This window comes from Streptomyces bugieae (genome assembly GCF_036352915.1).
In the GTDB taxonomy this organism is placed as follows: domain Bacteria; phylum Actinomycetota; class Actinomycetes; order Streptomycetales; family Streptomycetaceae; genus Streptomyces; species Streptomyces endophytica.
Map to the genome: position 1 here is coordinate 28,401 of NZ_JAZBJP010000002.1, position 24,993 is coordinate 53,393.

Genomic DNA, 24,993 nt, shown 5'->3' on the forward strand with positions numbered 1-24,993 from the left:
ACGTGAACGGGTGGCGGACCGGGCGGTCGCTCCGCCGGAAGCAGGCGTGGAAGAGCGGGAGTTGCGCATCGGAAGTGGCCTTTCGTCTCGTTCGGGCCGGCCGTTGTGGGCCGGCCCGGGGAGGCCGGGAGGGCTGGGATGCCCGACCGGCTCGGGAAGAGGTCGGGAGCGGGGGGAGCGGACGGCGCGGTGTCAGGCCGCGGCGGTGTCGGACGTCGGCACCCGGCCCGTCGCGTAGGTGTAGGAGGCGGCGATGACCTGCTGGGCCACGCACAATTCGGCCTGGTCGCGCGGGGCGTACAGCATCACGACGTTGATGCCGCGGTCGTAGAGCGGGTGCTTCTCGCCCCAGCCGGAGGACAGGAAAGCGGCGTGGTCGGCCGGGTCCAGCGCCAGATGGAGACTGCCGTCGGCGTGCACATGCGCGAATTCCTCGTCACCGCGCGGCGGCATCAGCAGCGCCCCCGGGGCAGGAGGCGTGCCGTCGAGGAACAGCGCGCGGGAACTCGGGGCGGAGACCTTGCTGCGGCCCCAGGTGGTGCCGGGCAGTGCGGCGTCCATCCACCGCAGCAGCTCGGCCCTGACCGCGGCGGGACTGGTCTGGTTCAACTGCAGATGCGGGACTTCGGGGCCCGTCCGGGGTCGCTCGCCTTCACGGTGCGGGAGTGCCGGGAACGTCATGGTGGTGCGTCCTTCGTCGTCATGGGACGGCCCGCCTCCGCAAGGGGCGAGCCTGGTGCGGCCTCCGCGGAAGCGGGGTCGCTGTTCGCACCACCAGGCTAGTTTCCTGGGTATAGTGGTTTCCTATAGGAAAGTACCCTGGTCGTGATCGTGCGCCATGAGGGAAGGGCGAGTCATGAGCGATCCGGTGGAGCAGGCATGCCCGATCAACCCGGTGATCGATCTGGTGTTCAGCCGCTGGACCACACCGATCCTGTGGGTCCTCGACCACCACGGCCGGCTGCGCTTCAACGAGCTGCAGCGGCACCTGCCGACCATCACCCCGAAGGTCCTCACCCAGCGCCTGCGCCAGCTCGAACGTGACGGCCTGGTCGTCCGCACGTACCACGCCGAGATCCCCCCGCGGGTCGAATACGAGATCAGCGACCTGGGCCGCACCCTGACACCGCTGTTCAAGGCCATCACAGACTGGTCCGCTGCCCACCTCCCCGCCGTCTCCGCCGCCCGGCACGCCTACGACGCAGCACGCGAGGAAGAGGAAGCCTGGGCCCAGGGCTGAGCGGACGATCGACGCCGGGGCGCGCGTGCTCAGGATGCGTTCAGGTTGCGGGTGACACGGTCGGGCACCATGACAGCTGATATCCCTGGGGCGGTCGAGACGCACGAGTCGGCGACCGCCGCCTCTTTCCCCGCCGGCCATCGCCTTCGCTGGAACAAGGTCCCCGAAGTCACCGTGTACTTCTGGGTGATCAAAGTCCTGTGCACCACGGTCGGCGAGACCGCGGCCGACCTGCTGAACGAGAAGCTGGGCCTGGGCCTGACCGGTGTGTCGCTGCTGATGAGCGTGCTGCTCGTGGCGGTGCTGGTGGCGCAGTTCCGCACCCGCGCCTACCGCCCGGGCGTCTACTGGCTCGCGGTGGCGCTGATCAGCATCGTGGGCACGCTGATCAGCGACAACCTCACCGACAACCTGGGTGTGCCGCTGGAGACGAGCACCATTGCCTTCGCGATCCTCCTCGCTGTGGTGTTCGTCGCGTGGTACCGCAGCGAGCGCACCCTTTCCATCCACCACATCGACACCACCCGCCGGGAGTCGTTCTACTGGCTCGCCGTCCTGTTCACCTTCGCCCTGGGCACGGCCGCCGGTGACCTGGTCGCCGAGCGTATGGACCTCGGGTACTGGATCTCCGCCGGTCTGTTCGCCCTGGCGATCGCCGCGGTCGCGGTGGCGCACTTCACCCTGGGGCTGAACGCGGTGTGGAGCTTCTGGATCGCCTACATCCTGACCAGGCCGCTGGGCGCGTCGATCGGCGACTACCTGTCCCAGCCGACCGCCGACGGCGGGCTCGGCCTGGGCACCGTGATCACCAGCGTGCTCTTCCTGGCGGTCATCCTCGGCCTGGTGGTCTTCCTTACGGTGACCCGGAGGGACGTGGCCGATCCGGAGCGGCTCACCCCGCGGGCCGGCTGATCACGGGCGTCGCCCCGGCGGGTGCCAACTGCCGCGTACGCGCGCCGGTTCACCCGTTCGGGGCCCTTCGTGCGTGTGCGGCAGAGCGGCGTTCAGGATGCGTTCAGGCCGGAGTTGAGAGCGTCGGGCGGCGTGCGACGTACTACTGCACGACGATGCTCGCACCCCAACAAGACGACGCCTCCAATCCGTCGACCAGGAGAGACCGACAGTGGAAAAGCCCGAAGTCCTGACCGATCCGGATGTCGCCGGCAGCAACCGGTACGTCATGAAGAAGCTGCCGGAGGTCACCCTGGCCTTCTGGGTCATGAAGATCGCCGCGACCACCCTCGGTGAGACGGCCGGTGACCTGTTCGCCCAGACCCTCAAGCTCGGGTACTTCCTCACCACCGTCGCGCTGTTCCTGATCTTCGTGGTCACGCTGGTCGTACAGCTCCGGTCCCAGCGCTACCACCCGTTCTTCTACTGGACGGTGATCCTGTCGACCAGCATGGCCGGGACCACGATGTCCGACTTCATGAACCGGGACGCCAGCGCCAAGTACCTCACCGACGGCGCGAAGTCGTTGGGCTGGGGGCCGCAGGGCTTGGGGCTGGGATACCCCATCGGTGCCGCGATCCTGATCTCACTGCTGATCGTCATCTTCCTGATCTGGAAGGCGACCGGGCTGACCTTCGCCATCCGAGACATCGTCACCTTCCGTGCGGAGGCCCTGTTCTGGGCGGCGATCCTGGTGTCGAACACGCTCGGCACGTCGATGGGCGACTTCCTCTCCGACAGCTCCGGACTCGGCTATGCCGGTGGTGCACTGCTCGTCACGGGGGTGCTCGCGGTTCTCGTCGCCCTCATGCGGGTGCCCGCCGTGCCGAACGTCCTGCTGTTCTGGATCGCCTTCGTCCTCACCCGCCCGCTCGGGGCCACGGCCGGCGACTTCCTCACCAAGCCCCTCGCCAAGGGCGGACTCGACCTCGGCACGGCGGGCTCGTCCGCCGTACTCCTCGCGATCCTCGTGGGCCTCATGGGGTACGCGCAGGTGCAGGAGCGCAGGAACCTCGTCCCGCGGAACGAGGTCCTGAGCGAGGTGTCCTGACCCGAGGGGAGCGGCATCGGCGGGTTGACCGAGCTTCGCCCGCCGGCGCCCCTCAGGGAAGGGTTCAGCCGCCGGGCAGGTCGACCACGAACCTCGCGCCAGGCGTGTGCTCGGCGTCATGGCCCACCTCGCCGCCGGCGGAGCGGGCCAGGCGCCGCGCCAGCGGCAACCCCAGGCCCGCTCCGCCGTGGCCGTCCTCCGGGTCGGCCCGTCGGCCCGGCTGGAAGAGCTGCGGGGCGAAGTCGGCCGGTACCCCGGGGCCGTCGTCGACGACCGCCACCCGGACGCCCCCGGGCTCCTGGGAGGCCCGGATGGTGACGCGCGCGTGTGCGTAGCGCAGTGCGTTGTCGGCGAGCGGGCCGACCATGCGCTCCAACAGGGCCGCCGGGACGCCGACCGTCAGTGTCTTCGGGCCGGTGACCGTGACGGGCACCTTCCCAGGCATGCGGAGTCGATCCGTGAGACGTCGCAGCACGCCCATGACATCAGTGGTGCCGGGAGCGGTGTGCGCGGTGGCGCGTGCCTCGTCGAGCAGGGTGTCGCAGATGGTGCGCATGGAGTCTGCGGCGTCGGCGATGGCCGCGTGCGTGGTGCGGGTGTCGGCGGTGGTGCGGGGGCGTGCCCGCCACCAGTCGAGTTCGGCGGTGATCCGCGCGAGCGGGTTGCGGAGTTCGTGGGACAGCTCCCTGGTCAGCTGCTGCTCGTGGCGCAGTACGGCGCGGATGCGGTCCAAGAGCTCGTCCAGGGAAGCGCCGAGCCGTGCGAGCTCCACGGGGCGGCCCGCACCGCCGAACCGCTGCCCGGAGGCGACCGCGCCCCACTGGGTGGCCTGGTCGGTCATCGTCCGCACGGGGCGCAGTGCGCGGCGCACCGCGAGCCGGGTCAGGACATAGGTGCAGGCCAGGACGGTGCCGTCCAGGGCGAGGGAGGCGACCAGCAGGGTGCTCGCCGAGGCGCGGTAGGGGCCGAGGTCCATGGCGGTGACGACGGTGGCGGGCGGAGCGCCGGCCCGGGTGTGTCCCGCAGGCTCGGCGCACAGACGTATGGGGGCGGCGGATTCCAGGGTGGCGCACCGCGCGCCGGCCCGTGCGGCGAGATGCGCGGCGGCACGGCTGACCGTGCCATGGGCGGGGGCCGAGGCGGGATGTTCGAGCACGCGGGCGCCGGCGTAGACCCACACATTGGCATCGAGGAGTGCGTCGTCGCCGGTCTCCAGCACGCGTACCGGGTCATGGCGGGTGTCGACGGTCGCGGCCACGGCGGCGGCCCGGGTGCGCAGCTCGTCGTCCGCCTGCTGCCGGAGGTGCTGGCGGACGATCGCGTTGAACACGACGGTGAGGATCACCATGACCAGCGCGGCGGTGGTGAGCGCCACCAGCGACAGCCGACCCCGCAGGGTGCGCGGCCAGCAGCGGGCGGCCACGGCGGTGAGGCGGGAGCGGCGTGGGGTCATGACAGGCAGTGTCCGATGCCCCGCGCGGTGCTGATCGTCAGGTGGCTGCCCGCATCACGGATCTTGCGCCGCAGCCGGCTCAGATACTGATCAAGCGTGTTGTCGCTGACCTGGGCGCCGTCCGGCCAGCCGGCCCGGACCAGCTCCCGCCTGCGCACCATCGCCCCCAGACCTGACATCAGCGTGGCCAGCAGACGGAATTCGGTGGGCGTGAGCGCCACCTCGACGTCACGCACGGTCAGGCTGTGCCGCCCCGGGTCCAGGACCAGATCGCCGGCCCTGGTAGGTGCAACCGGCCCGGAACGCTTGAGGGCCGCCCGCAGCCGGGCGGTGAGCTCGGGCAGATGGAACGGCTTGGAAAGGTAGTCGTCACCGCCGGCCGAGAACCCGCTCAGACAGTCGGTGAGCCGGCCATGCGCGGTCAGGAAGACCACCGGGCCCAGAAACCCGTGCGCCCGCATGGCCTGACACACGTCCCGCCCGTCGGCGTCGGGCAGCCCCACGTCCAGCACCACCGCATCGACGGCATCGCGGATGAGGCGCAGCGCGGTGGCTCCGTCCCGGGCGGGCAGCGTGTCGAAGCCCTCATCGCGCAGACCGCGGACCAGCACGTCCCTCAAGGCGTGGTCGTCCTCGACGACCAGGAGGGTGGGGCACAAGGAAGTTCACCTCACAGGCTCGGGATCATCTCCGGCGACCCGCGCACTCCGCTGCCTCCAGGAGAACCGGCTCGAAGACTTCGACAGCGAGCGGCCGCCGTGCGGCATCGCGGAGCACACCGGGTCGCCGCACACGACACTGAGCGACTACAGGCGCGTAGACGGTCTACGTCACTGTAGACGACCGACGTGGACCAGAGCTCCCCGGCGTGCGACGGATGCATGCGGGACGTGACCACATTGCCCAGAGATCATCTTCGAGGCCCGGAACGGTTCCGACGTGACGTACCTGCCTTAACTCTCGGCGTCGAGGCCAGCCCCGCGGCCTGCGTGGAGCGCTCCACTTCACCGACATACGGACTCAGCACCCTCTCCTCTCAAGAGTGCGAAAGATCAGAAGGCATAGGGGCCGAAGCGCGCCCAGGCCACGACGGCGGCCAGGATGAACAGCACCAGGTTGACCGGGACCGCCTTCGCCTCCTTGCGGCGGAGGTGCACTGCGGCCGCGCCCACCATGGTCACCGCGAGCCCGAGAGCGGCCCAGGCCGCCAGGACCGGCGCCTTACCGAGCACGGCCGGCAGGATCAGACCCAGCGCGCCGATCACCTCGACGGCACCGATCGCCTTGACCGCTCCAACGGAGAAGTCCTCGGCCCAGGCCATGCCGGAGGCGGCGAGCTTCTCCTTCGGCTGGCTGAGCTTCATCAGGCCGGCCGCGAAAAAGGCCATGGCCAGGACGCCGGCAATGATCCACAAGGTGGTGTTCATGAGGTGACTCCTCCACGATTGGTTGAACTTTCAACTCAAAAGCTAGGCCATTCTGACTTGAAGGGTCAAGTGAGCTGACATGAAGCTTCAAGCCATCGAGCGCGCCCGTGGGGTTGATGGTTCAAGCTAGAGTGGGGGTGTGAGCACAGACGAGCCCCGCTGGTTGGACGACGACGAACAGGAAGCGTGGCTGGCCCTGGTCAGCACCGGCACACGACTTCCGGCCGCTCTGGACAGACAGCTGCAGCGCGACGCGGGGATCAGTCATTTCGAGTACCAGGTCCTGGCATGGCTCTCCATGAGCCCGGAGCGCACCCTGCGGATGAGCGCCCTGGCCAACTTCGTCGACGGCTCGCTCTCCCGCCTCTCCCACACGGCCAAACGCCTGGAGAAGGAGGGCTGGATCCGCCGCACCCCTGATCCCGCCAACGGCCGATACACCCTGGCCGTGCTGACCGACCAGGGCTGGGACAAAGTCGCGGCCGCCACCCCCGGCCATGTCGCGGAGGTGCGCCGCCTGGTTTTCGACCCGCTCACCAAGGCCCAGCAGAAGCAGCTGCGCCAGATCGGCCGCCGCATCAGCAACGCCATCGGCCCCGACAACGCCTGCCCGGCCACCACAAACGACTGAAAGCATCGTCCGCTACCGCCGGCCAGGCCGGCGGGGGCGCGAGGTAGCGGTGGCCGCGGACCCAAGCGACGACTTTGACCCGGATCCGGGCCCGGGGCCGGGTCCGCGGCCTGCTCGCCGTCGACTTCCGATGCGGCAACGACGTGGGCACCTCGCCGGCCAGGCAGAGCGCGGCGCTCGCCGACGCGACCTCGATCATCACCAACTCCCTCGCCTTCATGGCGATCACCGCGCCACTCCCCCGCCCCCTCACCATCCGCGCCCATGCCGCCGCCCCACCCGCCCCCTCGTCGGCGGCGGTTCGCCGAGTCGCGCTCCGAGCCAAGCTCCCCCACCCACCGCATCAGCTGCACACGCATCCCGCTCACGAACGACTACGTCCCGGCCCTGGGGGCGCGAGCGAACACATCGTTGGCCGGGGCGGGTTGACCACCAGGCGGCCTGACATGGCGTCAATCGTTATTCCTGGCCGGGCATTGACACCCACCTACTGATGCGCCACCCGCCGGCCCGGCAGCCCGAAGGCGTTCCCGCTGACTCAAGGGATAACCGATTGCAGTGAACATACGGTCGCACGTATTCTTTGGTGGAGCTCGGAACCGCTGAGCCGGTGCGCTTTGCCGCGAAAGGGATTGCCTCACATGTCGAATGCCAGCCACACACTGAAGGCGGCGCCCAACGCGCAGCCGGGCACAAGGGATGCGGTGCCTTGGGCCGCACTGTCGACCGTCATGATCGGTATGTTCATGGCGATCCTGGACTCGTTCATCGTCGTCGTGGCCGGCCCAGCCATCCAGACCGATCTCAAGGCGACCGCGAGCGAGATCCAATGGGTCCTCGCCGGCTACCAGTTGAGCTACGCGGTCTTCATGATCACCGGCGGCCGGCTCGCCGATCTGTACGGACGCAAGCGCGTCTTCATCATCGGGACGACGGTCTTCACGCTCTCCTCCATCGCCTGTGCCTTGGCGGGCGATCCGGCCGTGCTCATCGGTGCCCGCATCGTCCAGGGGCTCGGCGCGGCGCTGATGGTTCCGCAGGTCTTCGCCATCATCACGCTGACGGTCTCAGCGCAGAACCGACACCGTGTCTTCGGTGTCTTCGGCGTCGTCATCGGCATGGCGTCGGTCAGCGGCCAGTTGATCGGTGGCCTCCTGATCGGCGCCAACCTCTTCGGCTCCGACTGGCGCTCGGTGTTCTGGGTGAACATCCCCATCGGGATCGTCACGATCCTGCTGGCCCTCAAGTACGTACCGGAGTCGCGGGCGGAGCAGACCCGCAAGCTCGATGTGCCCGGCGTTCTGGTCCTCAGTGCGGCCCTGCTGTTGCTCACCTACCCGCTCATCCAGGGGCGGGACTCGGGCTGGCCCTGGTGGACATGGGCGTGCATCGCGTGCAGCGCGGTGGCGTTCGTGCTCTTCGTCGCGCTGGAGCGCGCCGTCGAGCGGCGTGGCGGTGAGCCGCTGATCAAGTTGTCGCTCTTCGCGCAGCGCTCGTTCTCGCTCGGTATCGTCCTCGTCCTCGCCGTGTATGCGCTTCTGACCTCGTACTACCTGGCGCTGTCCGTCTCGATGCAGGACGGGCTGGGCATGTCGGCGCTCGGTGCCGGGCTGGTGTACACGCCGGCGGCGGTGACCTTCTTCGTCTGCAGCATGATCGCCGGCCGGATCGTCCCGAAGTACGGACGCCGCGTACTGGAGGTCGGCGCGGTCGTCCTCACGATCGGCTATCTGACGACCGCCGTGGTCCTGCTCTCCGGGCCGCGTCTGACACCCCTGCTCATCATCCCGACCCTGATGCTGCAGAGCGTGGGGGGCGGGTTGCTGATCACTCCGCTGCTCAATACGGTCCTGGCGCGGATCGATCCGCAGTCCGCGGGCATGGCCTCGGGCTCGCTGTCCACCGCACAGCAGGTCGGCGCTGCGCTGGGCGTGGCGGTCGTCGGAGCGGTGTTCTTCCACTCCTTCCAGACCGGCGCCGCCTCGGGCGACAAGGTACACGCGGCGGGACACGCCTTCGCGCTGACGTCCCTGACGACCTGCGCCATCGCGGCGCTCGCGGCCCTGCTGGTGTTCCTCCTCCCGAAGGCGCCGACGACGAAGGCATGACGACGTGCAGCAGGTGCCGGCGCCTCCGGGGATCGAGTCCCGGGAGGCGCCGGCACCTCGTGCGCCGCACGGTTCGGCGCGTGGAGTGTTCAGGCCGTGTTCAGGAGATTTTCGACGGTGCGGCGAACCTTGGCGATGACGTCTTCGTCTCCGAGACGCAGAGCCGTGTTGGCCGCGCAGAGCACGGAATCGATCTGGAAGACCGCGAGGTCGATGTCGAGTTCCGCGATCTCGTGGGATGCGACGGCGTTCCGCAATTCCTTCCCGATGGTGTCGAGCCATTCCTGCTGGTTGCGGAGCAGGGCGTCGCGGATCGTTCCCGGCTTGCTGTCAAAACGGGCGATGTTCGCGACGCGGAAACAGCCACCTTCGAACAGCGGGGTTTTGGCGTAATCAATCCAGTGCTCGATCAGGGAGCGCAGCCGGTCGACTCCGGGAGCCGCTTCCCTCGCCGGGCGGATGACCTCATCGATGAACATTTCGCGCGCATAGTCGATGGTCGCGAGCTGGAGCACTTCCTTGGACCTGAAGAGGGTCTGGATGCCCGCCTTGCTCATGCCCGTATCGGTCGCGAGACGGCCGAAGCTCACGTCGTCCAGCCCGTCGAGGGAGGCGATGTCGACGGCGCGCCGCAGTGCGGTCTCACGCGCCCGTGCCCCTTTGAGCAGGCGCTTGTCAGTGATCGACACCGCATCTGCCCGCCTGACGAACGTTCGCGCCCCAGTGTCCATACGGTCGATCGTACCTCTTGTGGGCGATCCACCGAGAGGACCCACCCATCCATCCGTACGGGCTCCACCCCGAGTCAGCCACCTCGATGCGCATGGATCCAAGCACTCTGAATACTCCGGGCCGACAAGGCTCATGCACCGCTTCAGCGAACTCGTGCAGAAGGGGTTGAGCCTGACGCCGGCGACACCGGCCATCGTCGCAGCGATCTTGAGCGATCTTGGAGGAAGCGTTCTCGCTTTGGCGCGCGGACGCGTTGATGGGCCCCGGCAGGAGCGTTGACCACATGCGCGGGGCCGAGGATCTGCGTCAGTGGCGGACGGCGGCCCATGACGCCCGGGCGAGAGCCGGGCGCCGGCGGCGAACGCGGTGTGGTGAAGGGGCCCATGGCCTCCCTCGCCACACCACGTCGGCCTCCTCCTCGCCCTGCCACACCGTCGTTCAGGGCGTGCGGCGGGCCAGGGTGGCAGCCAACGCCCTGACCATCTCGCTCGCCATGACGGCCTGGCCCGACATGGAGAAGTGGATGCGATCGGCACTCAGCAGGTTCTCCCGGGAGTTGACCGGGTGATCCCACATGTCGACAACGACGACGTCATACTCGTCGGCAAGGGCGCGCGTCAGGTCGTTCAGGGTGAGCACGCGCTCCGTCCAGTCGGGGAAGACCGGCACGGCGTAGGCGCGCCCCAGGGTGAACGTCGTGAGCTGCGCACCCGTCTCAGCCGCCAGGTCGTACATCTTCCGCATGTCCTGCTCGATCGTCCCGAAATCCGGTGAGCGGCGCAGGAGGTCGTTGGCGCCGCACGGGAGGTGCAGCAGGTCCGGGGCGAAGTCCCGCATCCCGTCGATCTGGTGGTCAAGGGTGTCAACCGTCGTGGCCCGGATCACCGCCGTGTTCAGGTAGGCCAGATCAGGCCGCACCTGCCGCAGGATGTGCGCGAATCGATCGGACCAGCCCTGGTTCCCGTAGCCGACGCTCTTGTCTCCCGTCCCTGCGGAGAGGCTGTCCCCGATCACGGCGTAGCGCTGCCAGGGGGCATCGAACAGCATCGCCGCAGCATCGATCGTGGCCAGGCAGAACGGGTCGGTCTCCTCGGTGAAGTATGTCGACGTCATTATTAAAGCATGCGGTCGACCGTATGTAGTGTCAATATCGAGGGGCGGCACAGCCCATGCGAGGTGACGAGGTGTCAGGGGCTGGCTCCCGGCCCCATTCCGGCATGGGAAGGGCGAAGGACCCATCCCGCGCGGGTCGGTGCAGACCTCGATCGACGCCGCCCTCAACCACGAACCGCCACAACCAACTCCTTCGGAAATGGTCAGTCGGAGGTGAGTTGTGCGCCTCTCAGTTGGTTCCGGTCAGGTCTGCCGAGTCCAACTCCCCGCCGGTCAGGTTCGCCCGCGCCACCTCCAGCGCGATCCGCGCGAAGGCCCGCACCGCGCCGGTGGTGTCGCCGGCGCGCCAGACCAGCCCGTAACCGACCGGGGCCGCGTCGTCGAAGGGGAGGTAGCAGATGCCGGGGCGGGCATGGTAGGTGGCGGTGTGTGCGGCGGTGAGGAAGGCGCCCTTGCCGGCGGCAACGAGCATCAGCGCCTCCTGCATGTTGGTGACGCTCGGGCCGTGCGCGATGGGGCGGCCGCCTGGTGTCCGCGCGGGGACATGGTGCTCCAGCCGGTAATCGGGGAGTTCACCGGCGATCGTCAGCAGCACCACCTTGGCCAGGTCTTCGAGCGAGACCAGTCTTCGGGCGGCGAGCGGATGACCTGAGGCGATGGCCAGCACCCGCTCCTCCGTGAGCAGCGCGGGGCCTTCGCCCAGGTCCTCCTCGCGTACCGGGAGCTCGGTGAGCTGGACATCGAACTCGCCCTTGCGCAGCGGCCCGTACGGATCGGACAGCGGCACCTCGCAGATCTCCACGTCGAGCTCCGGGTGGCTCGCGCGCAACGCCTCGGCCGCCCGCAGCACCACCTCCCCGGCCGGCGGACTGGAGAAGCCGACGTGCAGCACCCCGCTGACGCCGCGCGCGGCAGCGGCGGCTCTGGCCAGGGCCGCGTCGATCGCGCGGTGATGGGGTTCGAGGTCTTCGCGGAGCTGCCGGCCGAGGGCGGTGAGGGCGACCCGGCGGCTCGTACGGACGAACAGCGGGGCGCCGATGCGGCGTTCGAGCCGCTGCACGAGCTGGCTCACCCGGGCCCGGGACAGTCGCATGCGCTCGGCCGTGCGGCCGAAGTGCAACTCCTCGGCGAGGATGAGAAAGCATTCCACTTCGTCGCGCTCCATGGACAACCTCCGCTCCCCGGAAGTCCCCGGATCGGTAAGCCTGCCTGAACGAACATTGCGATCTTCGCTGTTGTTCCCCCTCCCCGGCCGATCGAGGGTGGTGGAGCGGGAGACGACCTCGTCCCCCGCCCCCATCCACCCACGTCACCGAGGAACCGAGGGATCGAGAGATGCAGATGAGCGCAAGAAACTGGGGCGTGTTGTTCGTCCTGTGCGGGGCGATCTTCTTGGAGGGCATCGACGTGGCCATGCTCAACGTGGCCCTGCCGTCGATCCGCGCGGACCTCGGCATGTCCACCGGCGAGCTGCAGTGGGTCATGAGCGCCTACGTCCTGGGCTACGGCGGCTTCATGCTGCTGGGCGGACGCGCGGCCGATCTCTTCGGGCGCCGCCGGATGTTCGTCTTCTGGCTGTCCGTCTTCGTGCTCTTCTCCGGCCTGGGCGGCTTCGCCACCGAGGGCTGGATGCTGATCGCCGCTCGGTTCGTCACCGGTGTCGCGGCCGCCTTCATGACCCCGGCCGGCCTGTCCATCATCACCACGAGCTTCGCGGAGGGGCCGCAGCGCGACCGGGCCCTGCTCATCTACTCCGGCACCGCGGCCGGCGGGTTCTCCATCGGCCTGGTCGTCGGTGGGCTGCTCGCCGCGGCCGACTGGCGCTGGGTGTTCTTCGCGCCGGTCGCGCTGTCCGCCGCCCTCCTGGTCGCCGCGCTCGCCCTCGTGCCGAAGTCGCCGCAGGAGGACCGGGCCGGGCAGGGCGTCGATCTGGCGGGCGCGATCACCGTCACCGCGGCCATCGTGCTGCTCGTCCTGGGGGTCGAACGCGCCTCGCACGCGGACGTCGGCTGGACCGCCGGCACGCTGGCCGCCGGCCTCACCCTCCTCGCCGCCTTCGCTGCCGTAGAGCGCCGCGCCGCCACCCCGCTCGTCCGCCTCGGCATCCTCCGCCGCGGTTCGCTGGTCCGCGCCAACCTCGTCGGGCTGCTCTTCGCCGCCGGCTTCTTCGGCTTCCAGTTCCTGGTGGTGCTCTACCTCCAGGAACTGCGCGGCTGGTCCCCGCTCCAGACGAGCTTCGCGATGATCGTCATCGGCATCGACGCGATCCTGTCGCCCACGCTCACCCCCAAACTCGTGGACCGGTTCGGCAACGCCCGGGTGATCTTCGGCGGACTGCTGCTGGCGGCGCTCTCGTACGGCCTGTTCCTGCCGGTCGGCGCCGACTGGACGTACCCGATGATGCTGCCGAGCCTGATCCTCCTCGGCCTCGGCTTCTCGCTGGCGTACGGACCGCTCACCATCGTCGCCACGGACGGCGTAGCGGAATCCGAGCAGGGCCTGGCCGGCGGCCTGCTCTACACCTCCTTCCAGTTCGGCGCCGCGCTCGGCCTCTCCGCCGCCACCGCGGTCAACGTCGCCGCCACGGATTCGGGCAGCCCCGCCGCCCTGCTCGACGGCTACCACGCCGCCCTCGCCGTCCCGCTCGCCACCGCCCTGCTCGCCGTCGCCATCGGCGCGTTCGGGCTGCGGGACGGGGGCCGGGCGGGCACGGTGCCGGTGGCCGTGAGCACGGACCGTACGGACGGCGCGGGCCGTCCGGAGACCCACAACGCGATCTGAGGTGCCGCCCTCGGACGCGACCGCCGCGCCGACCCCTGGGTAAGGGAGACCCCTCGTGGCCACCAGGACCCACGACTTCTCCGAGGTCCAGGCAGAACGCCCTCTTCGTCGACAGCGTCTCTGCCTGGGCCGAAGACGAGGGTGCCCGGCGCCACGCCTGGGACCTCTACCTCAGGGGCGGGCCGCCGGGCGTCGGCTACGACCCGGTCCACTACTGGCGCGGCGGGCCGGACGACCCCCAATACCACGTGATCCGCATCGCCCCCTGGCGCGTCCAGCTCGTCCGCGGCGCCGACCTGGGCAGCACGATCTGGCGCCGGGACGGCTGAACCCGGCGCCTCGGCCCCTACGTGTGGTCCGGGACAGCCAGGTTTCCGTCCTCAGCCGGCCATATGGCGGTGGTGCGGTCGTCGCCGAGTCAACGGAGGATCACCACCGCCCCTCCGGCCAGGTGGGCGCGCACGTCAACTTCGTGCAGGCCCTTCCGGCTCCGCTCGGTTTCAGCGGCTTCGATCCAGAACCGCCCCTTCAGAGGCGGTCTTTGGTGGTCCTGTCGGCCACTTCGTACGGTGTGCAGGTAGCAGGTAGGGAGCGAGCACCGGCCGGGCACAGAGCCAGGTGCGGGGAAAGAGCAAACGTAACGGGGGTCGCCGGTGTCTGACATACGGGTGGGCACGGTCAAGGAACGCAGCACCGGTCCCCCGCTCCGATGCCAGGCCCGGGGACATCATCCAGAGCCTGCAAGGCCGACTCCCCCGCAACGAAAAAAGGCCGAAGGACAGCAGCAAGTCCACATCGCCCGCCCACACCCGGATTGGTACTGATAGGCATGGCCGAGGCAGTCACACAGCACGAGGCTCGACCGCATCGCCCCGCACTACGCTGGACACAGGTCCTTCCCGTGCCCCTGCTCTCGTTGACCGCGATCGCCTGCTTCGCCACATGCCTCGCGCTGTCCAGTGCCCACATACACCACCAGTCGGCTGCCTGCCGCTACATGGCGGTGCCGTGGACGCACTTCGCATCCGCCTACGGCGGCCTCCTCGCGGCCACCTCGGCAGTGCTCGTTCACCTACTTGTGTCCCGCGCCCAGCGGCGTGGTGGACTCCCCCGCACTTCCGGCTGGCAGAGCTGGCTTCCCACACTCTTCGTCATCGTCGCCGGCCTCATGGTCCCCCTGACGGCATTGGTCGTCGCCCTGACCCACAAGGACGCATCCGAGACAGCCATGAATCTCGGAAAGCCCCTTTGTGAGGGCTAGCCCTGCAACGGTGCTTGCCGTGACGGTTCATACGAGCCTTTCGATCCGGCCACCGGGCTCTGCCGCCGGAGGCCGCCTTCGACAGCCCGGATTCGCGCAACTACGAAGCGGCGTCGCGTCCCCCGCGCGCAGACAGGCAGGCCCGCCGAAGCCGGCCGCCCATGTTGTCGTCCGCCTGGTCTGCCGCTATTGAGGGGCGATCGTCTTGAGCCAGTCGTCGACGGGGACGACATCCGCCCACTGCGGGAACAGTCGCTCGATGAGGACCCGGTGCAGCTCCGGGTCGGTGTCCAGACAGGCGTCGGGCAGCACGGTGAGGCCGAAGTCCAGGTCGTTCGCCTGACACAGGGTCGACAGCACCACAGCGCTGGTGGCGATGCCGGTGAGCACGAGGCTGTCGATACCGCGTGCCCTCAGCACCACGTCGAGATCACTGCCTGAGAACGCACTCGCCCGTCTCTTCGTGACCACCACGTCGCCCGGCTGCGGCGCGACCTCAGGGTGGATCTCGGTGCCTGGGGCGCCCTCGACGTAGAGGCCGGCCCGTGCGATGGCAGCGAGAGCCCTGTTGCGCGTGCCGACTTCCGGAAAGCCGGGACGTAAGGCGATGACCACGTAGATCACGGGGATGTTCGCCGCCCGGGCCCCGTCGATCGCCCTGCGCAGCCGTGGCAGGTATCCGGAGCCGTCATCGACGAAGTCCACGATGGCCTGTTGGACGTCCATCACAAGAAGGGCGCTGCTCATGTTCTCTCCAGGAGCGAAGTCAGTTCGGCATGGAAACGGGCCGGGTTCTCCATGGTCGGCCCCTGCGCCGCCTCGGGCACGGTGAGGGTGCGCCCGTCGGGCAAGACGAGACGGGCACACGCGCCCAGCCGGCAGTTCGTGCGACGCATGGTGAACGACTCTGCCCGGCCCGGCCTGGTGGAGACAAGCCTGTACGGGGCGTGAGTTGTGAGGCACTCGCCTCGGCCGCCCGGTGCGTCGTAGCAGATTTCGAGAGTGAGAGCGATGTGACCGCCGGTCGGGTGCAACCCACCCGGCCCGCTCCAGCGCGTTTCGCGCCGTCACGAGGTCTTCCTCAGGGCACAACCGTCATCGAGTCCGGCCAGTGTCGTACCCACCTCGCCGAGAGGCCCGCGAAGTAGTCGGAGAGGGCAGCCGCGGTGTCGGCGAGAGGGAAGCGGGCGCCGAGCTGTCCGTCCGGACGGATGACGAACCCGGTCGGGCCGTCACGGCGGTTGAGCCGGGCGAACTCCCCGGCGGTGTCGTGATATCCAGGCACGGGCAGAGGGTGGGCGGTCGTCGGTACGGCTCCAGGGGCGAGGACGGCGACGGTATGCAGTCCGACCCGGGACTCTGGGCGGTGGGAAGTGCCCGGGCCCACGTCGCCGGTCGGCGGTACCTCGGTAGCGACCATCCCGCCCGCGATCAGTACGTCGGTTGTCGGGGTGTGCGCCACGGGTGCCTCCCAGTGCCTGGTCCCCCGACCGGTCCCGTATTCCATGGTCACCCGGCTGTGTGCGGGCGGCGAGCCGGGCGCCGGGCCCTGCCGAGCCCGCCGCGGGAGGTGGCGCGTCGGGCACGGCGGGGCGGCCACCACACCCGCGTTTCGACACGCGAGATCCGCTTCGTACAAGGTTGGCCCGCGTCCTCATATGCGGGCTCCTACGTCTCCAACGGGATAGGGCGGCTCGCCGGCATTGCGCAGGAGCAAGCGTTGCGGAATGCCGGCAGAGTGTGCGGCTGAAGGTCAGGCGCCGGGTCGAACCGGACCGATGACGGTGCCCGCGCCCACGGTGAGGGGGCCGTAGGCGGTGGACTCACCGGGGATCACCCCGTCCGGAGCCTTGAGGGTGAAGGTTGCCTCGTCGGCGGGAGCGCCACCGGCACCGTACGGGACCTGGATGTCGAAGTGGACGGGATGGCCCGGACCGAAGTTCACGACCGCGCCCTGCGGGCCGTATTGGCCGGCAGTGACCGCGTTCAGGGCACCGTGGTGGTAGAACCGCACGTCAGTCGGTGAACCGGCAAGCCTGCACGGTTCGTACCCGGGCGCCGCGATCAGGGTGACGCGGTAGTGACGGTGACCCGTGGTGGCAGGCCCTACCGTGATCTTGGCGGTGTGGTTCGCCGGACGGCATGCGGAGGGCGCGTGGTAGCCGGGCGCCGCCACAGCCGCGGCAGTCGGTGACAACGCCTGCGCCGCTCCCCCTCCCGCCATACCCACCAACGCAGCGACAGCAGCGGTGACGGCGAACTTCCGGGTGATACGCCTCATGAACACTCCCTTTCTGCATGGCGGTTCACGGGTAATCCGCCGAAACCCTGGCCAACCTCACTCATCCCCACCAATCGGGCGGTGGAATGTCTTGAGATCGTCACGACATCACCGGATTCGTGTACGACGGTCACCCGCCTGGTGCGGCGGCACCCACCGACCACCCTCGACCGCCCTCGACCTCCCGAGAGCCACCGATCCGACAGTCGACCGATTGCCCGGCCAGGGCTGCACACCAAGCCACCAGCGGGAGCCCGGACAGACAGACAGGAGGGAAGATCGTCATTCCCTCGGCTCGACTCAACGCCAGGAACTACTGTCCTGAGCATGGTCGAACACGACGCCCTCAGTGCCACCCGCGATGCCTACGACGCTGCTGCCCTCGCCTATGCGCAGTTGTTCCGCGACTCGCTGCGTGACCGGCCCCTGGACCGTGCGATGTTGGACGCCTTCGCCGAGGTCGTACGTGCCAGTGGGGACGGCCAGGTCGCAGACCTGGGGTGCGGGCCTGGCCATATCACCGCTCATCTGGACGAGCTGGGGCTGGCGGCGTTCGGTATCGACGCCTCTCCTGAGATGATCAAGCTGGCTCGACAGGCCTATCCGGGCCTGCGGTTCGACGTGGGCTCGATGGCCGCGTCGGACATCGCTGACGGCACGCTGGCCGGCGTACTCTCACGTTGGTCCATCATCCACACCCCGCCGCAAGAACTCCCGGTCATCTTGGCGGAGTTCCACCGCGTGCTGGCACCTGGCGGCCACCTTCTGCTCGGCTTTTCGGCAAGCGATGATCCGTCTCACCCGACGCAGGTCTTCGATCACACCGTCGCGCCGGCCTATCGGTGGTGGCCTGATCACCTTGCCACGATGCTGCGCGAGTCCGGGTTGGCCGAGGTGGCCCGGATGGTTCGCGAGCCTCAGCCCACCGACCGACGGCAGTTCCAAGAGGTTCAACTACTCGCCCGCAAAGCCTAGGCACGGCTGTCCGGCCGACCGCGCGAGCTCACGACGGCATCCAACCTGCCGGACGGGAAGCCGTCCGGCATCAAGTGGCGACTCATGATCAGGGCTCACCGCCCGCTCGCGGTCCGATGTGGTCGCATGAGGCGAGGGGACTCCGAGAACCCACTCGGGCCACCGATCCGGCAGTGGACCGATTTCCCGGCCAGGGGTGCGCGACAAACCACCGGGCAGGATGGGCGCGCCCGTGTCTCTCCGAGCGGACGGATAGTCTGGGCATGTCAGTGAAGATCACAGAAGGGCGGAGCACATGGCAGACATCGTGGAGACGGCGGCGCGCAAGGTCTTCGAGCGCTACGACCTCGACGGGGACGGCCAGGTCACCGCGGACGAATACCGGAAGGTCGTGGCGGAGTTGGAGGGCTCGCAGATCACCGAGGCGCAGGCCCAGGAGCTGATCGACTCGCTCGACACCAACGGCGACCGCCAGATGTCCTTCGAGGAGTTCTGGGCGGCCATGAATGGCTGACACTCCCGGGTCCGGCACATGAACCTGCCGGACCCGGTTCGTCATCCCATCGATTCCAGTGCACCGATGGGCCGGCCCCGCTCTACCCGATCTCCGCGGTGACCACCATGGGCGTGGCAGCATCGGCCTGCGCGAGCAGGGCGCCGCCCGGAGCCCACAGCGCGGAGCGGCCGCAGCCGGTCCACTCGCCCGCCGGGCCCACATGGTTGGCCACCACCACGTACAGGCCGAAGTTCTTGGCGATGCCCGGATACACCGTCGCCAGCTCCTCCACGCCGCCGCCCGTGCCATACAGCGAGCTGGCCAGATGCACCTGACACCCATCGGCGGCGCCACGGGCGACCAGTTCGGAGAAGTGGTTGTCAAAACACGTGGCCAGAGCGAAACGAAGTCCTCCGCACTCGAATCGCCCGTCACGCTGCCCTACCGCGAAGACATCCTGCTCGTGCTGGAACAGATGCTGCTTGCGGTAGGTGGTAAGCAGTTCGCCATCAGCGCCGAAGACCAACGTCTCGATGACAGGCCGCTCTCCTTCGGTGGCCGCAACACCATTGACGACGCTGGCGACACCGGACGCCCTGACCGCATCCAGCCGCGGGTCGTCCGGCTGCACCCAGAGATCACGACGGGCACGCACGGCTTCGAGCTCGTACCCGGTCAGCGCCAGCTCAGGAAACACCACGAGCTCGGCCCCTTGGACTCGCGCCTCATCGGCGAGGGAGGCCATCTGCTGCACATTCGCTGAAATGTCCGCAGGAACACAGGTGAACTGGGCTGTCGCGATCTTCATGAACCTCAGCATGCCAGCCCACTTCATCGACGGTTTGCCGACGGCGGCGCCCGACACCACGTCCCCTGGCCTGGGCGGCACAACCGTCTCGCCGGCCGCCACAACGCCGGGTACGTTCACCCCATGTGCTACTACGCCGAGAAGCCCTACAAGCTGCACTACGCGTGCGTGCCCTGCCGCGTCGCGTTCAAGCGGCATCCCGGGCCCGGCGAGCACCGATGCCCCCGATGCTCAGAGCCCATGGTCTGCGCCGGCCACGACTTCGCGGCTCCACGGCGCGGGAACACCAAGGCATGGACCGTCGTGGCTGCGGTACTCGACGCCGGACTGCGCTACGAGGGCCGCGAACCCTGCGGCTGCGGCAAGGAACCCACGTTCCGCCCCCGTACCCGAGCCCAGCTGCGCGCACGTCGCATCGCAGCAGCCCGAACCGGCATCCCCCTCGCCGACATGCTGGGACAGGCAGATCCACCGGCCTCCGCATGACCCGATCGGTGCCGCAGCCGCCTACCGTCAGCTTGCCGGCTGCTCCGGAGGGGAGTCGGCACTCACAGTCACCTTCCGCCAGTCGTCGAAGTTGCTTGTGAGGGAGTCCGGCTTCAACAACGTGATCCCACCACCTCGGAGATCACGCCGTCGGGAGTTCTACGAGCACGTCACACCACATCCCCGACCTCCGCCAAGGCATCCCGGATGTCGTCCGCCTGGGGGGTGTTGGGGGGCCAGGTGGCCACCAGACGTTCGAGGAGGGGGCGATGGGTGTCGAGGTGAGCGGTGAGGACAAGCGCGCCGGCCAGTTGGAGCTCACGTTCCGGGACGTCGGTCAGCCGTACCGCGATCTCGGCGGCCTGGTCGGACTCCGCCGAGGCCAGCGCCCCTGCGCACGCCACCCGGACGCGCAGGGGGCGGTCCTCGTCCAGGGCCATCGCGCCGAGCTGGGCAACGAGTTCTCCGTCCTCAGGCACATCGCAGGCGTAGAGGCACTGCCCGGCGGCGGACACGGCGCCATCATCGACGACGTCACCGTCCACGGCGCGCAGCGCGGCGGTGATCAGTGGGGCGTCCGCAGCCTCGGCGTGGTTCTGGATCGCCCAGAGCGCGCTGGCCCGGTCCTGCCCTCGCGCTTCAGGCAGCGGCGTCCCGCGCAGCACCCATCGGGCCCGGTCCAGCACCTCCCCGGCGTACTCGTCCAGGGGGTTACCGAAACCCCACCGGGCTTGCCGGTCCTCGTAGTGGAAGTACTCCAGCGCCGTGCACACCGCGTCCCGCCGCCCGGAGCGCAGCAGGTTGCGGAAGGCGGCGCAACGGTCCGGGTTCTGGTCCGCCGACTTGATCAGTTCGTCCCGGTCGGCCGCCACCGCCGGGTCGTCGAAGCCGTGCCGTTCCCAGTACCCAAGCGTCATGGCGGGAGCCTACTGTGACGCCTCACGTCATTCCGTGCGGAGCTCTCAGGCCCAGCCGCTTGCACAGCCGGGCCCTACGCTTACCCCAGCGGGAATCCATCCTCCACCGACGCGGCGAACTCGCCCGGGATACCCGGCGGCTCGGCGGCGGCCTCCGCTGCCTGAGCAGGGCACACCGTGTGCCGGCGTCCAGTTGCCTCCACCCATGGGGTGTGCACCCCTGCGGCGTCCACGGTCAGACCGTGCTGGTCGACACCCGGACGGCCAAGTCTCAGCCAACGGTCGTATGTGGCGGTGATCTCCTCCCACAGTCGTCGCGGACCGGACTCGGTGACGGCGAACCTGTCGCTGCGCTGCCCGTCGTAGTCGACGGTGGCCCAGGACGGGCCGGTGGCGTCGACGACCTCCAGGCGCGCCGGGGCGTGGGTGCCGCTGGTGTCCCAGGCGAATGAGGCGCCCGGGACGGCGAGTCCGACGTGGAATTCGGCGTCCAGGTCCCCGCCGGCGACTGCCCACGGGGAGAGCGCGCTCGCGGAGGTCTGCGGACGATCGTGTGCGCCCGCCGGACCTGGGGTGCCGCGAGCGGGTTGAGGGCGCCGCATGGGCAGGTAGGACGCGAACGAGTGGAAGCGGCCCTGTGCGCTGCCGTCCGGATGGGTGGTCAGCGCCAGGGTGCCGTAGCAACACCAGGCCGAGTTCCAGGGTGTGACGATGCGCCCGCCCGGGGCGGTCTGCGCTGTCCACGCAGGAGGAAGCCGGTCGACGGAGAACGTCGCGAGGACCAGGTCGTAGGGTGCGCCCTCCGGCCAACCGGCCGCGGCATCGCCGCGGATCACCGTCGGGGTGTAGCCCGCCGCACGGAGGTTGTGCTCCCCCAGTTCTGCCAGTGCCGCATCCACCTCGATCGTGGTGACGCCGCGGTCGCCGAGCAGGGCACAGAGCAGGGCAGCGTTGAAGCCCGTGGCCGTGCCCATTTCTGCCACGCTGAGCTGGCGGGACGGGGCGTCGAGACCTGCGAGCAGCAGCGTGCGCAGCACCATGGACGGCATCGAGGCCGAGGACGTGGGCAGACCGTCGCCGAACTGCGTGACCAGGGAGACGTCGGAGTACGCCGCTTCCAGCCAGCGGTTGGGCTCCGCGGTGCGGTCGATGAGGTCGTAGCCGCCTTGGCCGTCGCCGCGCCAGATGCGGTCGGGAAGAAACAGGTGCCGAGGCACCGTGCGCAGTGCCTGCTCCAGGGCGGGCGGTACGGGGTGGTGGAGGAACTGCTTCACCTGGGCCAGCAGGCGCTGGGCGTGAGCGGCGGTGGCCGCGGGCGCGCGCACGGTGGATTACTTCTGGTCCGGGGCCGGCGGCGGTGGCGGCGGGACGGGACGATGGGGCTGATGGCCGTCATCGCCGATGGGACTGCGGTGTTTGGCGCGTAAGGCGTCCACGGGCCCTCCCGTATCTCTTGTGCCATGTGCGGTGCCCACCGTAATCAAGGTCAGCGACGGTGTGTAGGGCGCCAAGTGGTGAGTCGGCTGGTGGGGGCGGGGCCGGCCGGTAAGACCGCGCAGGAGCGTCATGAGCCCTGGTCGAGGGCGGCGTCGGGATTCCAGTGCCGCGGAAGCCGAAGGCAATGCGGGGGGGACGGCCCCGCCACCAGGGCGATCCGAAACATGTGGCTTCGCTCTTCAACCTGTGGCTTCCCGCTTCAACATGTGGCTTCGCACTTCCAGATCGATCGACGTAGGCTCGATCTGCGCCACTTCAGAAAGCGGATCAGACACGACAAGGCGGCACCGGGACCACCGGGAACTCGGAGAACGGATAGGCGTGTTGAAGATTGCGGTAGATGACCTCTCCGGCCCGGAGATCGCCAGGTTCCTAGCCGACCACGTCGAGCAGATGCGGTCCCTCACGCCCTTGGAGAGCAAGCACGCGCTCGACCTCGACAGTCTCCGGAAGCCCGAGATCACGTTCTGGTCAGCCGTGGACGGCGACAGCCTGGTGGGCTGTGGTGCGATCAAGAGACTGGACACGAACCACGCGGAACTGAAGTCGATGCGTACCCGGCCGACGCGGCAGCGAAGCGGGATCGCCTCCCAGCTACTGGAGCACATCCTCAGCGAAGCCGAAGACATGGGCTTCACTCGCCTGAGCCTGGAGACCGGCTCAGGCGAGTTCTTCCTGCCGGCCAGAAGGCTGTACGAGAAGTTCGGCTTCCGCCGCTGCGAACCCTTCGCGGACTACCAGCACGACCCGAACAGCACCTTCATGACCAAGGCCCTCTGACCGCTTCCGCAAGCCGCGTCCGACTTGGCGAGGCGTGCCACGTTCGGCGCGTTCGATCTTCACGAGAACCGGCAGTACCGGGACCGAGCACGGGTTCCGCGGGACGCACCGGTCGTGCAGAACCCGTATTCGGGTCAGCTTCCGTTGCGTTCGCTCAGGGTGTGGGCGACGAGGGCGTTGGCATGGCCGTGGCCGAGTCCGTGCTCGGCCTTGAGCCAGGTGACGAGCTCCATGTGCTTGGTCAGGGGCGAGGAGCGGATCAAGTCCTTCCACTCCTCGATCGGGCGGCCGTACTTCTTCTCGATCGACGGGAAGTAGCTGGCGGGGCCTTTCACCGGTGCGGTCATCTCGCGGGCATCCTGTCTGTCTGGGCGTGCGGGCTTGGAACGTCGCTTCCATGGGGGCTTGGAACGTCGCTGCCATGAGGGCTTAGGACGTTGCTGTTGCGGCGGAAGCCGGAGCCGCTACCGCTCCGAGGTCGAGGTCAAGCCGGCCAGCCGGGCAATGACCGCGGTGAGCATGAGCAGGCCGAGGCCTGCTCCGGCGGTGAAGGCAGCCACGGTGGTGGCGGAGCCGGCGAATCCGGCGAGGATTCCCACCGGCACGATGCGGCAGGTACGAGCCCAGCCGCGCCGAGCGTGGGCGGCGAAGTGCCGGGCCAGCACGAGGAGCGCGGCACACAGCGCGAGGTAGCCCACCATGCCGCTGAGCATGTGGACCGATCCGTGTGCGCTCAACGTGGCCGGACCGTCCGGCGTGCCGACCGGGAAGCCTGCGCCGGGGTCCGCGGTGAACACCCCCGCGAGTAGGAAGGATGCGCCGAAGACTCCGATGAGTCGCGGCGCCCATGTGCCACCTGCGGTGTGGCCGATCGCCCGGCGGATTCCTACCGCGCCGGCTGTGATCAGCACGCCGGTGAGCAGGAAGCTGACGACCTGGATCCATCCCGGGGAGCCGAGGCTGAGCTGGCTGATCGCGTTTCGGGTGAAGTCGAAGCCGTTGCGGGTGAGGCCTTCGATCACCCCGACGCCGAGGAACAGCGGGCCCGCCGCGGCGCCGGCGACCAGCAGGGCGCGGGTGGCGAGCGGAGTGGAGACAGCGCGATGCGCGAACGGAGCGTCGATCGCCTGAGTCATGGAGATCCCCCTATGCCGAGTCCAAGCTCGGAACTGGACGGTTCAGTACCGAAGAACTGGACGGTACAGTACTCAAAGAAGAACTGGACTGTCCAGTACTGTTGGGTCTCGAACCAAGGAGGAGACATGGAAGCGAACGAACCCGGCGGCCGGTCCGCGCGCAAGCACCAGGCGATCATGGAGGCCGCGACGGCGGCCTTCATGGCGAAGGGCTACGCCGGCACAAGCATGGACGACATCGCCAAGCAGGCAGCCGTCTCCAAGCAGACGGTCTACAAGCACTTCGCCGACAAGGAGAAGCTGTTCTCCGAGATCATCCTGGCCACCACCGACCGGGTCGAAGCCATGATCGACCTGGTGTCCGACATTCCCGCCGACGCCGATTCCCTGGAAGAGAACCTGATCCGGCTGGCCCGCCAGTTCCTCACCACACTCAACCAGCCCCAGGTACTCCAGCTGCGACGGCTCATCATCGCCAACGCCGACACCTTCCCCGACCTGGGCGCCGCCTGGTACGAGCAGGGCTTCGAGCGGGTACTCACCACCCTGGCCGACGCCTTCCAACGCCTCGCCGACCAAGGCCTGTTGCGTATCGACGATGCGCTCCTGGCCGCGAACCACTTCTCCGGCCTGCTGTTGTGGATCCCGGTGAACAAGGCGATGTTCCACGGTGGCCCACAGCACACCCAGACCGAACTCGACCACTACGCCGACGCCGGCATCCGGGCCTTCCTCGCCGCCTACCGCTGACCCCAGCCACCAAGCCCGGCCATCCCATGCCGGCGCGCATGTCCCCCACCGCGCGTCCAGAAACCGGCTGTCGCTGTCCGAGCCCTTGACCACGTCGAATCCCGGCGGAATTCCCCTAC

At 68.9% G+C, this 24,993-nt stretch carries 26 protein-coding genes; 11 read left to right on the plus strand and 15 right to left on the minus strand.

The window, feature by feature from the left end:
* Nucleotides 1-192: 192 nt before the first annotated feature.
* Nucleotides 193-681, minus strand: coding sequence for a luciferase domain-containing protein (locus tag V2J85_RS05300; RefSeq protein ID WP_261958056.1), 489 nt, complete (start codon nucleotides 679-681; stop codon nucleotides 193-195).
* A gap of 175 nt (nucleotides 682-856) precedes the next feature.
* On the opposite strand from V2J85_RS05300, the gene V2J85_RS05305 reads away from it, so the two are divergent.
* The 3 genes from V2J85_RS05305 to V2J85_RS05315 all read left to right on the plus strand — a co-directional run bounded on the left by V2J85_RS05305 (nucleotide 857) and on the right by V2J85_RS05315 (nucleotide 3,242).
* A complete protein-coding gene (locus tag V2J85_RS05305) occupies nucleotides 857-1,240 on the plus strand; it encodes a winged helix-turn-helix transcriptional regulator (protein ID WP_261958055.1) in 384 nt (127 codons plus the stop codon).
* A 69-nt stretch (nucleotides 1,241-1,309) separates the two neighbouring features.
* Nucleotides 1,310-2,152 carry a COG4705 family protein gene (locus tag V2J85_RS05310; RefSeq protein WP_261958054.1) on the plus strand — a complete coding sequence of 281 codons (843 nt, stop codon included), beginning with the start codon at nucleotides 1,310-1,312 and terminating at the stop codon, nucleotides 2,150-2,152.
* 211 nt (nucleotides 2,153-2,363) lie between these two features.
* Nucleotides 2,364-3,242 (plus strand): COG4705 family protein, encoded by an 879-nt coding sequence (locus tag V2J85_RS05315; RefSeq protein ID WP_330820773.1) that lies wholly within the window; start codon nucleotides 2,364-2,366, stop codon nucleotides 3,240-3,242.
* A 64-nt stretch (nucleotides 3,243-3,306) separates the two neighbouring features.
* Here the strand turns inward: V2J85_RS05315 and V2J85_RS05320 are convergent, their stop codons facing one another.
* The 3 genes from V2J85_RS05320 to V2J85_RS05330 form a co-directional block, all read right to left on the minus strand.
* Nucleotides 3,307-4,695 (minus strand): sensor histidine kinase, encoded by a 1,389-nt coding sequence (locus tag V2J85_RS05320; RefSeq protein ID WP_330820774.1) that lies wholly within the window; start codon nucleotides 4,693-4,695, stop codon nucleotides 3,307-3,309.
* Nucleotides 4,692-5,354, minus strand: a complete 663-nt coding sequence (locus V2J85_RS05325) for a response regulator transcription factor (RefSeq protein ID WP_330820775.1) — start codon at nucleotides 5,352-5,354, stop codon at nucleotides 4,692-4,694. Before V2J85_RS05325 ends, V2J85_RS05320 begins: the two co-directional genes overlap by 4 nt.
* A gap of 393 nt (nucleotides 5,355-5,747) precedes the next feature.
* A complete protein-coding gene (locus tag V2J85_RS05330) occupies nucleotides 5,748-6,122 on the minus strand; it encodes a DoxX family protein (RefSeq protein WP_261958050.1) in 375 nt (124 codons plus the stop codon).
* 139 nt (nucleotides 6,123-6,261) lie between these two features.
* On the opposite strand from V2J85_RS05330, the gene V2J85_RS05335 reads away from it, so the two are divergent.
* Together V2J85_RS05335 and V2J85_RS05340 are read left to right on the plus strand one after the other, a co-directional pair.
* Nucleotides 6,262-6,753 carry a MarR family winged helix-turn-helix transcriptional regulator gene (locus V2J85_RS05335; protein WP_330820776.1) on the plus strand — a complete coding sequence of 164 codons (492 nt, stop codon included), beginning with the start codon at nucleotides 6,262-6,264 and terminating at the stop codon, nucleotides 6,751-6,753.
* A 731-nt stretch (nucleotides 6,754-7,484) separates the two neighbouring features.
* Nucleotides 7,485-8,861, plus strand: coding sequence for an MFS transporter (locus tag V2J85_RS05340; protein WP_261958048.1), 1,377 nt, complete (start codon nucleotides 7,485-7,487; stop codon nucleotides 8,859-8,861).
* Nucleotides 8,862-8,950: 89 nt separating this feature from the next.
* Here V2J85_RS05340 and V2J85_RS05345 read toward each other — a convergent pair whose 3' ends face one another.
* The 3 genes from V2J85_RS05345 to V2J85_RS05355 all read right to left on the minus strand — a co-directional run bounded on the left by V2J85_RS05345 (nucleotide 8,951) and on the right by V2J85_RS05355 (nucleotide 11,871).
* A complete protein-coding gene (locus V2J85_RS05345) occupies nucleotides 8,951-9,592 on the minus strand; it encodes a TetR/AcrR family transcriptional regulator (protein WP_261958047.1) in 642 nt (213 codons plus the stop codon).
* A 439-nt stretch (nucleotides 9,593-10,031) separates the two neighbouring features.
* On the minus strand, nucleotides 10,032-10,706 hold the full coding sequence (locus V2J85_RS05350; protein WP_330820777.1) for an SGNH/GDSL hydrolase family protein: 675 nt from the start codon (nucleotides 10,704-10,706) through the stop codon (nucleotides 10,032-10,034).
* A 229-nt stretch (nucleotides 10,707-10,935) separates the two neighbouring features.
* Nucleotides 10,936-11,871 carry a LysR family transcriptional regulator gene (locus V2J85_RS05355; protein ID WP_330820778.1) on the minus strand — a complete coding sequence of 312 codons (936 nt, stop codon included), beginning with the start codon at nucleotides 11,869-11,871 and terminating at the stop codon, nucleotides 10,936-10,938.
* 176 nt (nucleotides 11,872-12,047) lie between these two features.
* Between V2J85_RS05355 and V2J85_RS05360 the strand changes: the two genes are divergently transcribed.
* Complete coding sequence (locus V2J85_RS05360) at nucleotides 12,048-13,487, plus strand: MFS transporter (protein ID WP_330820779.1); 1,440 nt, start codon at nucleotides 12,048-12,050, stop codon at nucleotides 13,485-13,487.
* Between the two features lie 1,447 nt (nucleotides 13,488-14,934).
* Here the strand turns inward: V2J85_RS05360 and V2J85_RS05365 are convergent.
* The 3 genes from V2J85_RS05365 to V2J85_RS05375 all read right to left on the minus strand — a co-directional run bounded on the left by V2J85_RS05365 (nucleotide 14,935) and on the right by V2J85_RS05375 (nucleotide 17,029).
* Nucleotides 14,935-15,495, minus strand: coding sequence for a cysteine hydrolase family protein (locus V2J85_RS05365; RefSeq protein WP_261958043.1), 561 nt, complete (start codon nucleotides 15,493-15,495; stop codon nucleotides 14,935-14,937).
* A gap of 334 nt (nucleotides 15,496-15,829) precedes the next feature.
* Nucleotides 15,830-16,033 (minus strand): hypothetical protein, encoded by a 204-nt coding sequence (locus V2J85_RS05370; protein ID WP_261958042.1) that lies wholly within the window; start codon nucleotides 16,031-16,033, stop codon nucleotides 15,830-15,832.
* Nucleotides 16,034-16,501: 468 nt separating this feature from the next.
* On the minus strand, nucleotides 16,502-17,029 hold the full coding sequence (locus tag V2J85_RS05375) for a hypothetical protein (RefSeq protein ID WP_261958041.1): 528 nt from the start codon (nucleotides 17,027-17,029) through the stop codon (nucleotides 16,502-16,504).
* Nucleotides 17,030-17,356: 327 nt separating this feature from the next.
* On the opposite strand from V2J85_RS05375, the gene V2J85_RS05380 reads away from it, so the two are divergent.
* Both V2J85_RS05380 and V2J85_RS05385 read left to right on the plus strand, forming a co-directional pair.
* On the plus strand, nucleotides 17,357-18,004 hold the full coding sequence (locus tag V2J85_RS05380; RefSeq protein WP_330820780.1) for a class I SAM-dependent methyltransferase: 648 nt from the start codon (nucleotides 17,357-17,359) through the stop codon (nucleotides 18,002-18,004).
* Between the two features lie 295 nt (nucleotides 18,005-18,299).
* On the plus strand, nucleotides 18,300-18,518 hold the full coding sequence (locus V2J85_RS05385) for an EF-hand domain-containing protein (protein ID WP_261958039.1): 219 nt from the start codon (nucleotides 18,300-18,302) through the stop codon (nucleotides 18,516-18,518).
* Nucleotides 18,519-18,600: 82 nt separating this feature from the next.
* Here V2J85_RS05385 and V2J85_RS05390 read toward each other — a convergent pair whose 3' ends face one another.
* The gene (locus V2J85_RS05390) at nucleotides 18,601-19,308 is read right to left on the minus strand and encodes a carbon-nitrogen hydrolase family protein (protein WP_330820781.1); all 708 of its coding nucleotides are present in this window, start codon (nucleotides 19,306-19,308) and stop codon (nucleotides 18,601-18,603) included.
* A gap of 123 nt (nucleotides 19,309-19,431) precedes the next feature.
* On the opposite strand from V2J85_RS05390, the gene V2J85_RS05395 reads away from it, so the two are divergent.
* Nucleotides 19,432-19,794, plus strand: coding sequence for a hypothetical protein (locus tag V2J85_RS05395; RefSeq protein WP_261958037.1), 363 nt, complete (start codon nucleotides 19,432-19,434; stop codon nucleotides 19,792-19,794).
* A 170-nt stretch (nucleotides 19,795-19,964) separates the two neighbouring features.
* On the opposite strand, the gene V2J85_RS05400 is transcribed toward V2J85_RS05395, so the two are convergent.
* Together V2J85_RS05400 and V2J85_RS05405 are read right to left on the minus strand one after the other, a co-directional pair.
* Nucleotides 19,965-20,711 carry a hypothetical protein gene (locus tag V2J85_RS05400; RefSeq protein WP_330820782.1) on the minus strand — a complete coding sequence of 249 codons (747 nt, stop codon included), beginning with the start codon at nucleotides 20,709-20,711 and terminating at the stop codon, nucleotides 19,965-19,967.
* Nucleotides 20,712-20,791: 80 nt separating this feature from the next.
* Nucleotides 20,792-22,036: a methyltransferase domain-containing protein gene (locus tag V2J85_RS05405; protein WP_330820783.1), complete on the minus strand. Its 1,245-nt coding sequence runs from the start codon at nucleotides 22,034-22,036 to the stop codon at nucleotides 20,792-20,794.
* Between the two features lie 496 nt (nucleotides 22,037-22,532).
* On the opposite strand from V2J85_RS05405, the gene V2J85_RS05410 reads away from it, so the two are divergent.
* Nucleotides 22,533-22,988 carry a GNAT family N-acetyltransferase gene (locus tag V2J85_RS05410; RefSeq protein ID WP_330821404.1) on the plus strand — a complete coding sequence of 152 codons (456 nt, stop codon included), beginning with the start codon at nucleotides 22,533-22,535 and terminating at the stop codon, nucleotides 22,986-22,988.
* 134 nt (nucleotides 22,989-23,122) lie between these two features.
* Here V2J85_RS05410 and V2J85_RS05415 read toward each other — a convergent pair whose 3' ends face one another.
* A complete protein-coding gene (locus tag V2J85_RS05415) occupies nucleotides 23,123-23,335 on the minus strand; it encodes a DUF4287 domain-containing protein (RefSeq protein WP_261958033.1) in 213 nt (70 codons plus the stop codon).
* A gap of 117 nt (nucleotides 23,336-23,452) precedes the next feature.
* Nucleotides 23,453-24,124: a DUF998 domain-containing protein gene (locus V2J85_RS05420; RefSeq protein WP_330820784.1), complete on the minus strand. Its 672-nt coding sequence runs from the start codon at nucleotides 24,122-24,124 to the stop codon at nucleotides 23,453-23,455.
* Nucleotides 24,125-24,250: 126 nt separating this feature from the next.
* On the opposite strand from V2J85_RS05420, the gene V2J85_RS05425 reads away from it, so the two are divergent.
* A complete protein-coding gene (locus tag V2J85_RS05425) occupies nucleotides 24,251-24,874 on the plus strand; it encodes a TetR/AcrR family transcriptional regulator (RefSeq protein WP_261958031.1) in 624 nt (207 codons plus the stop codon).
* The last annotated feature ends 119 nt before the right edge of the window (nucleotides 24,875-24,993 follow it).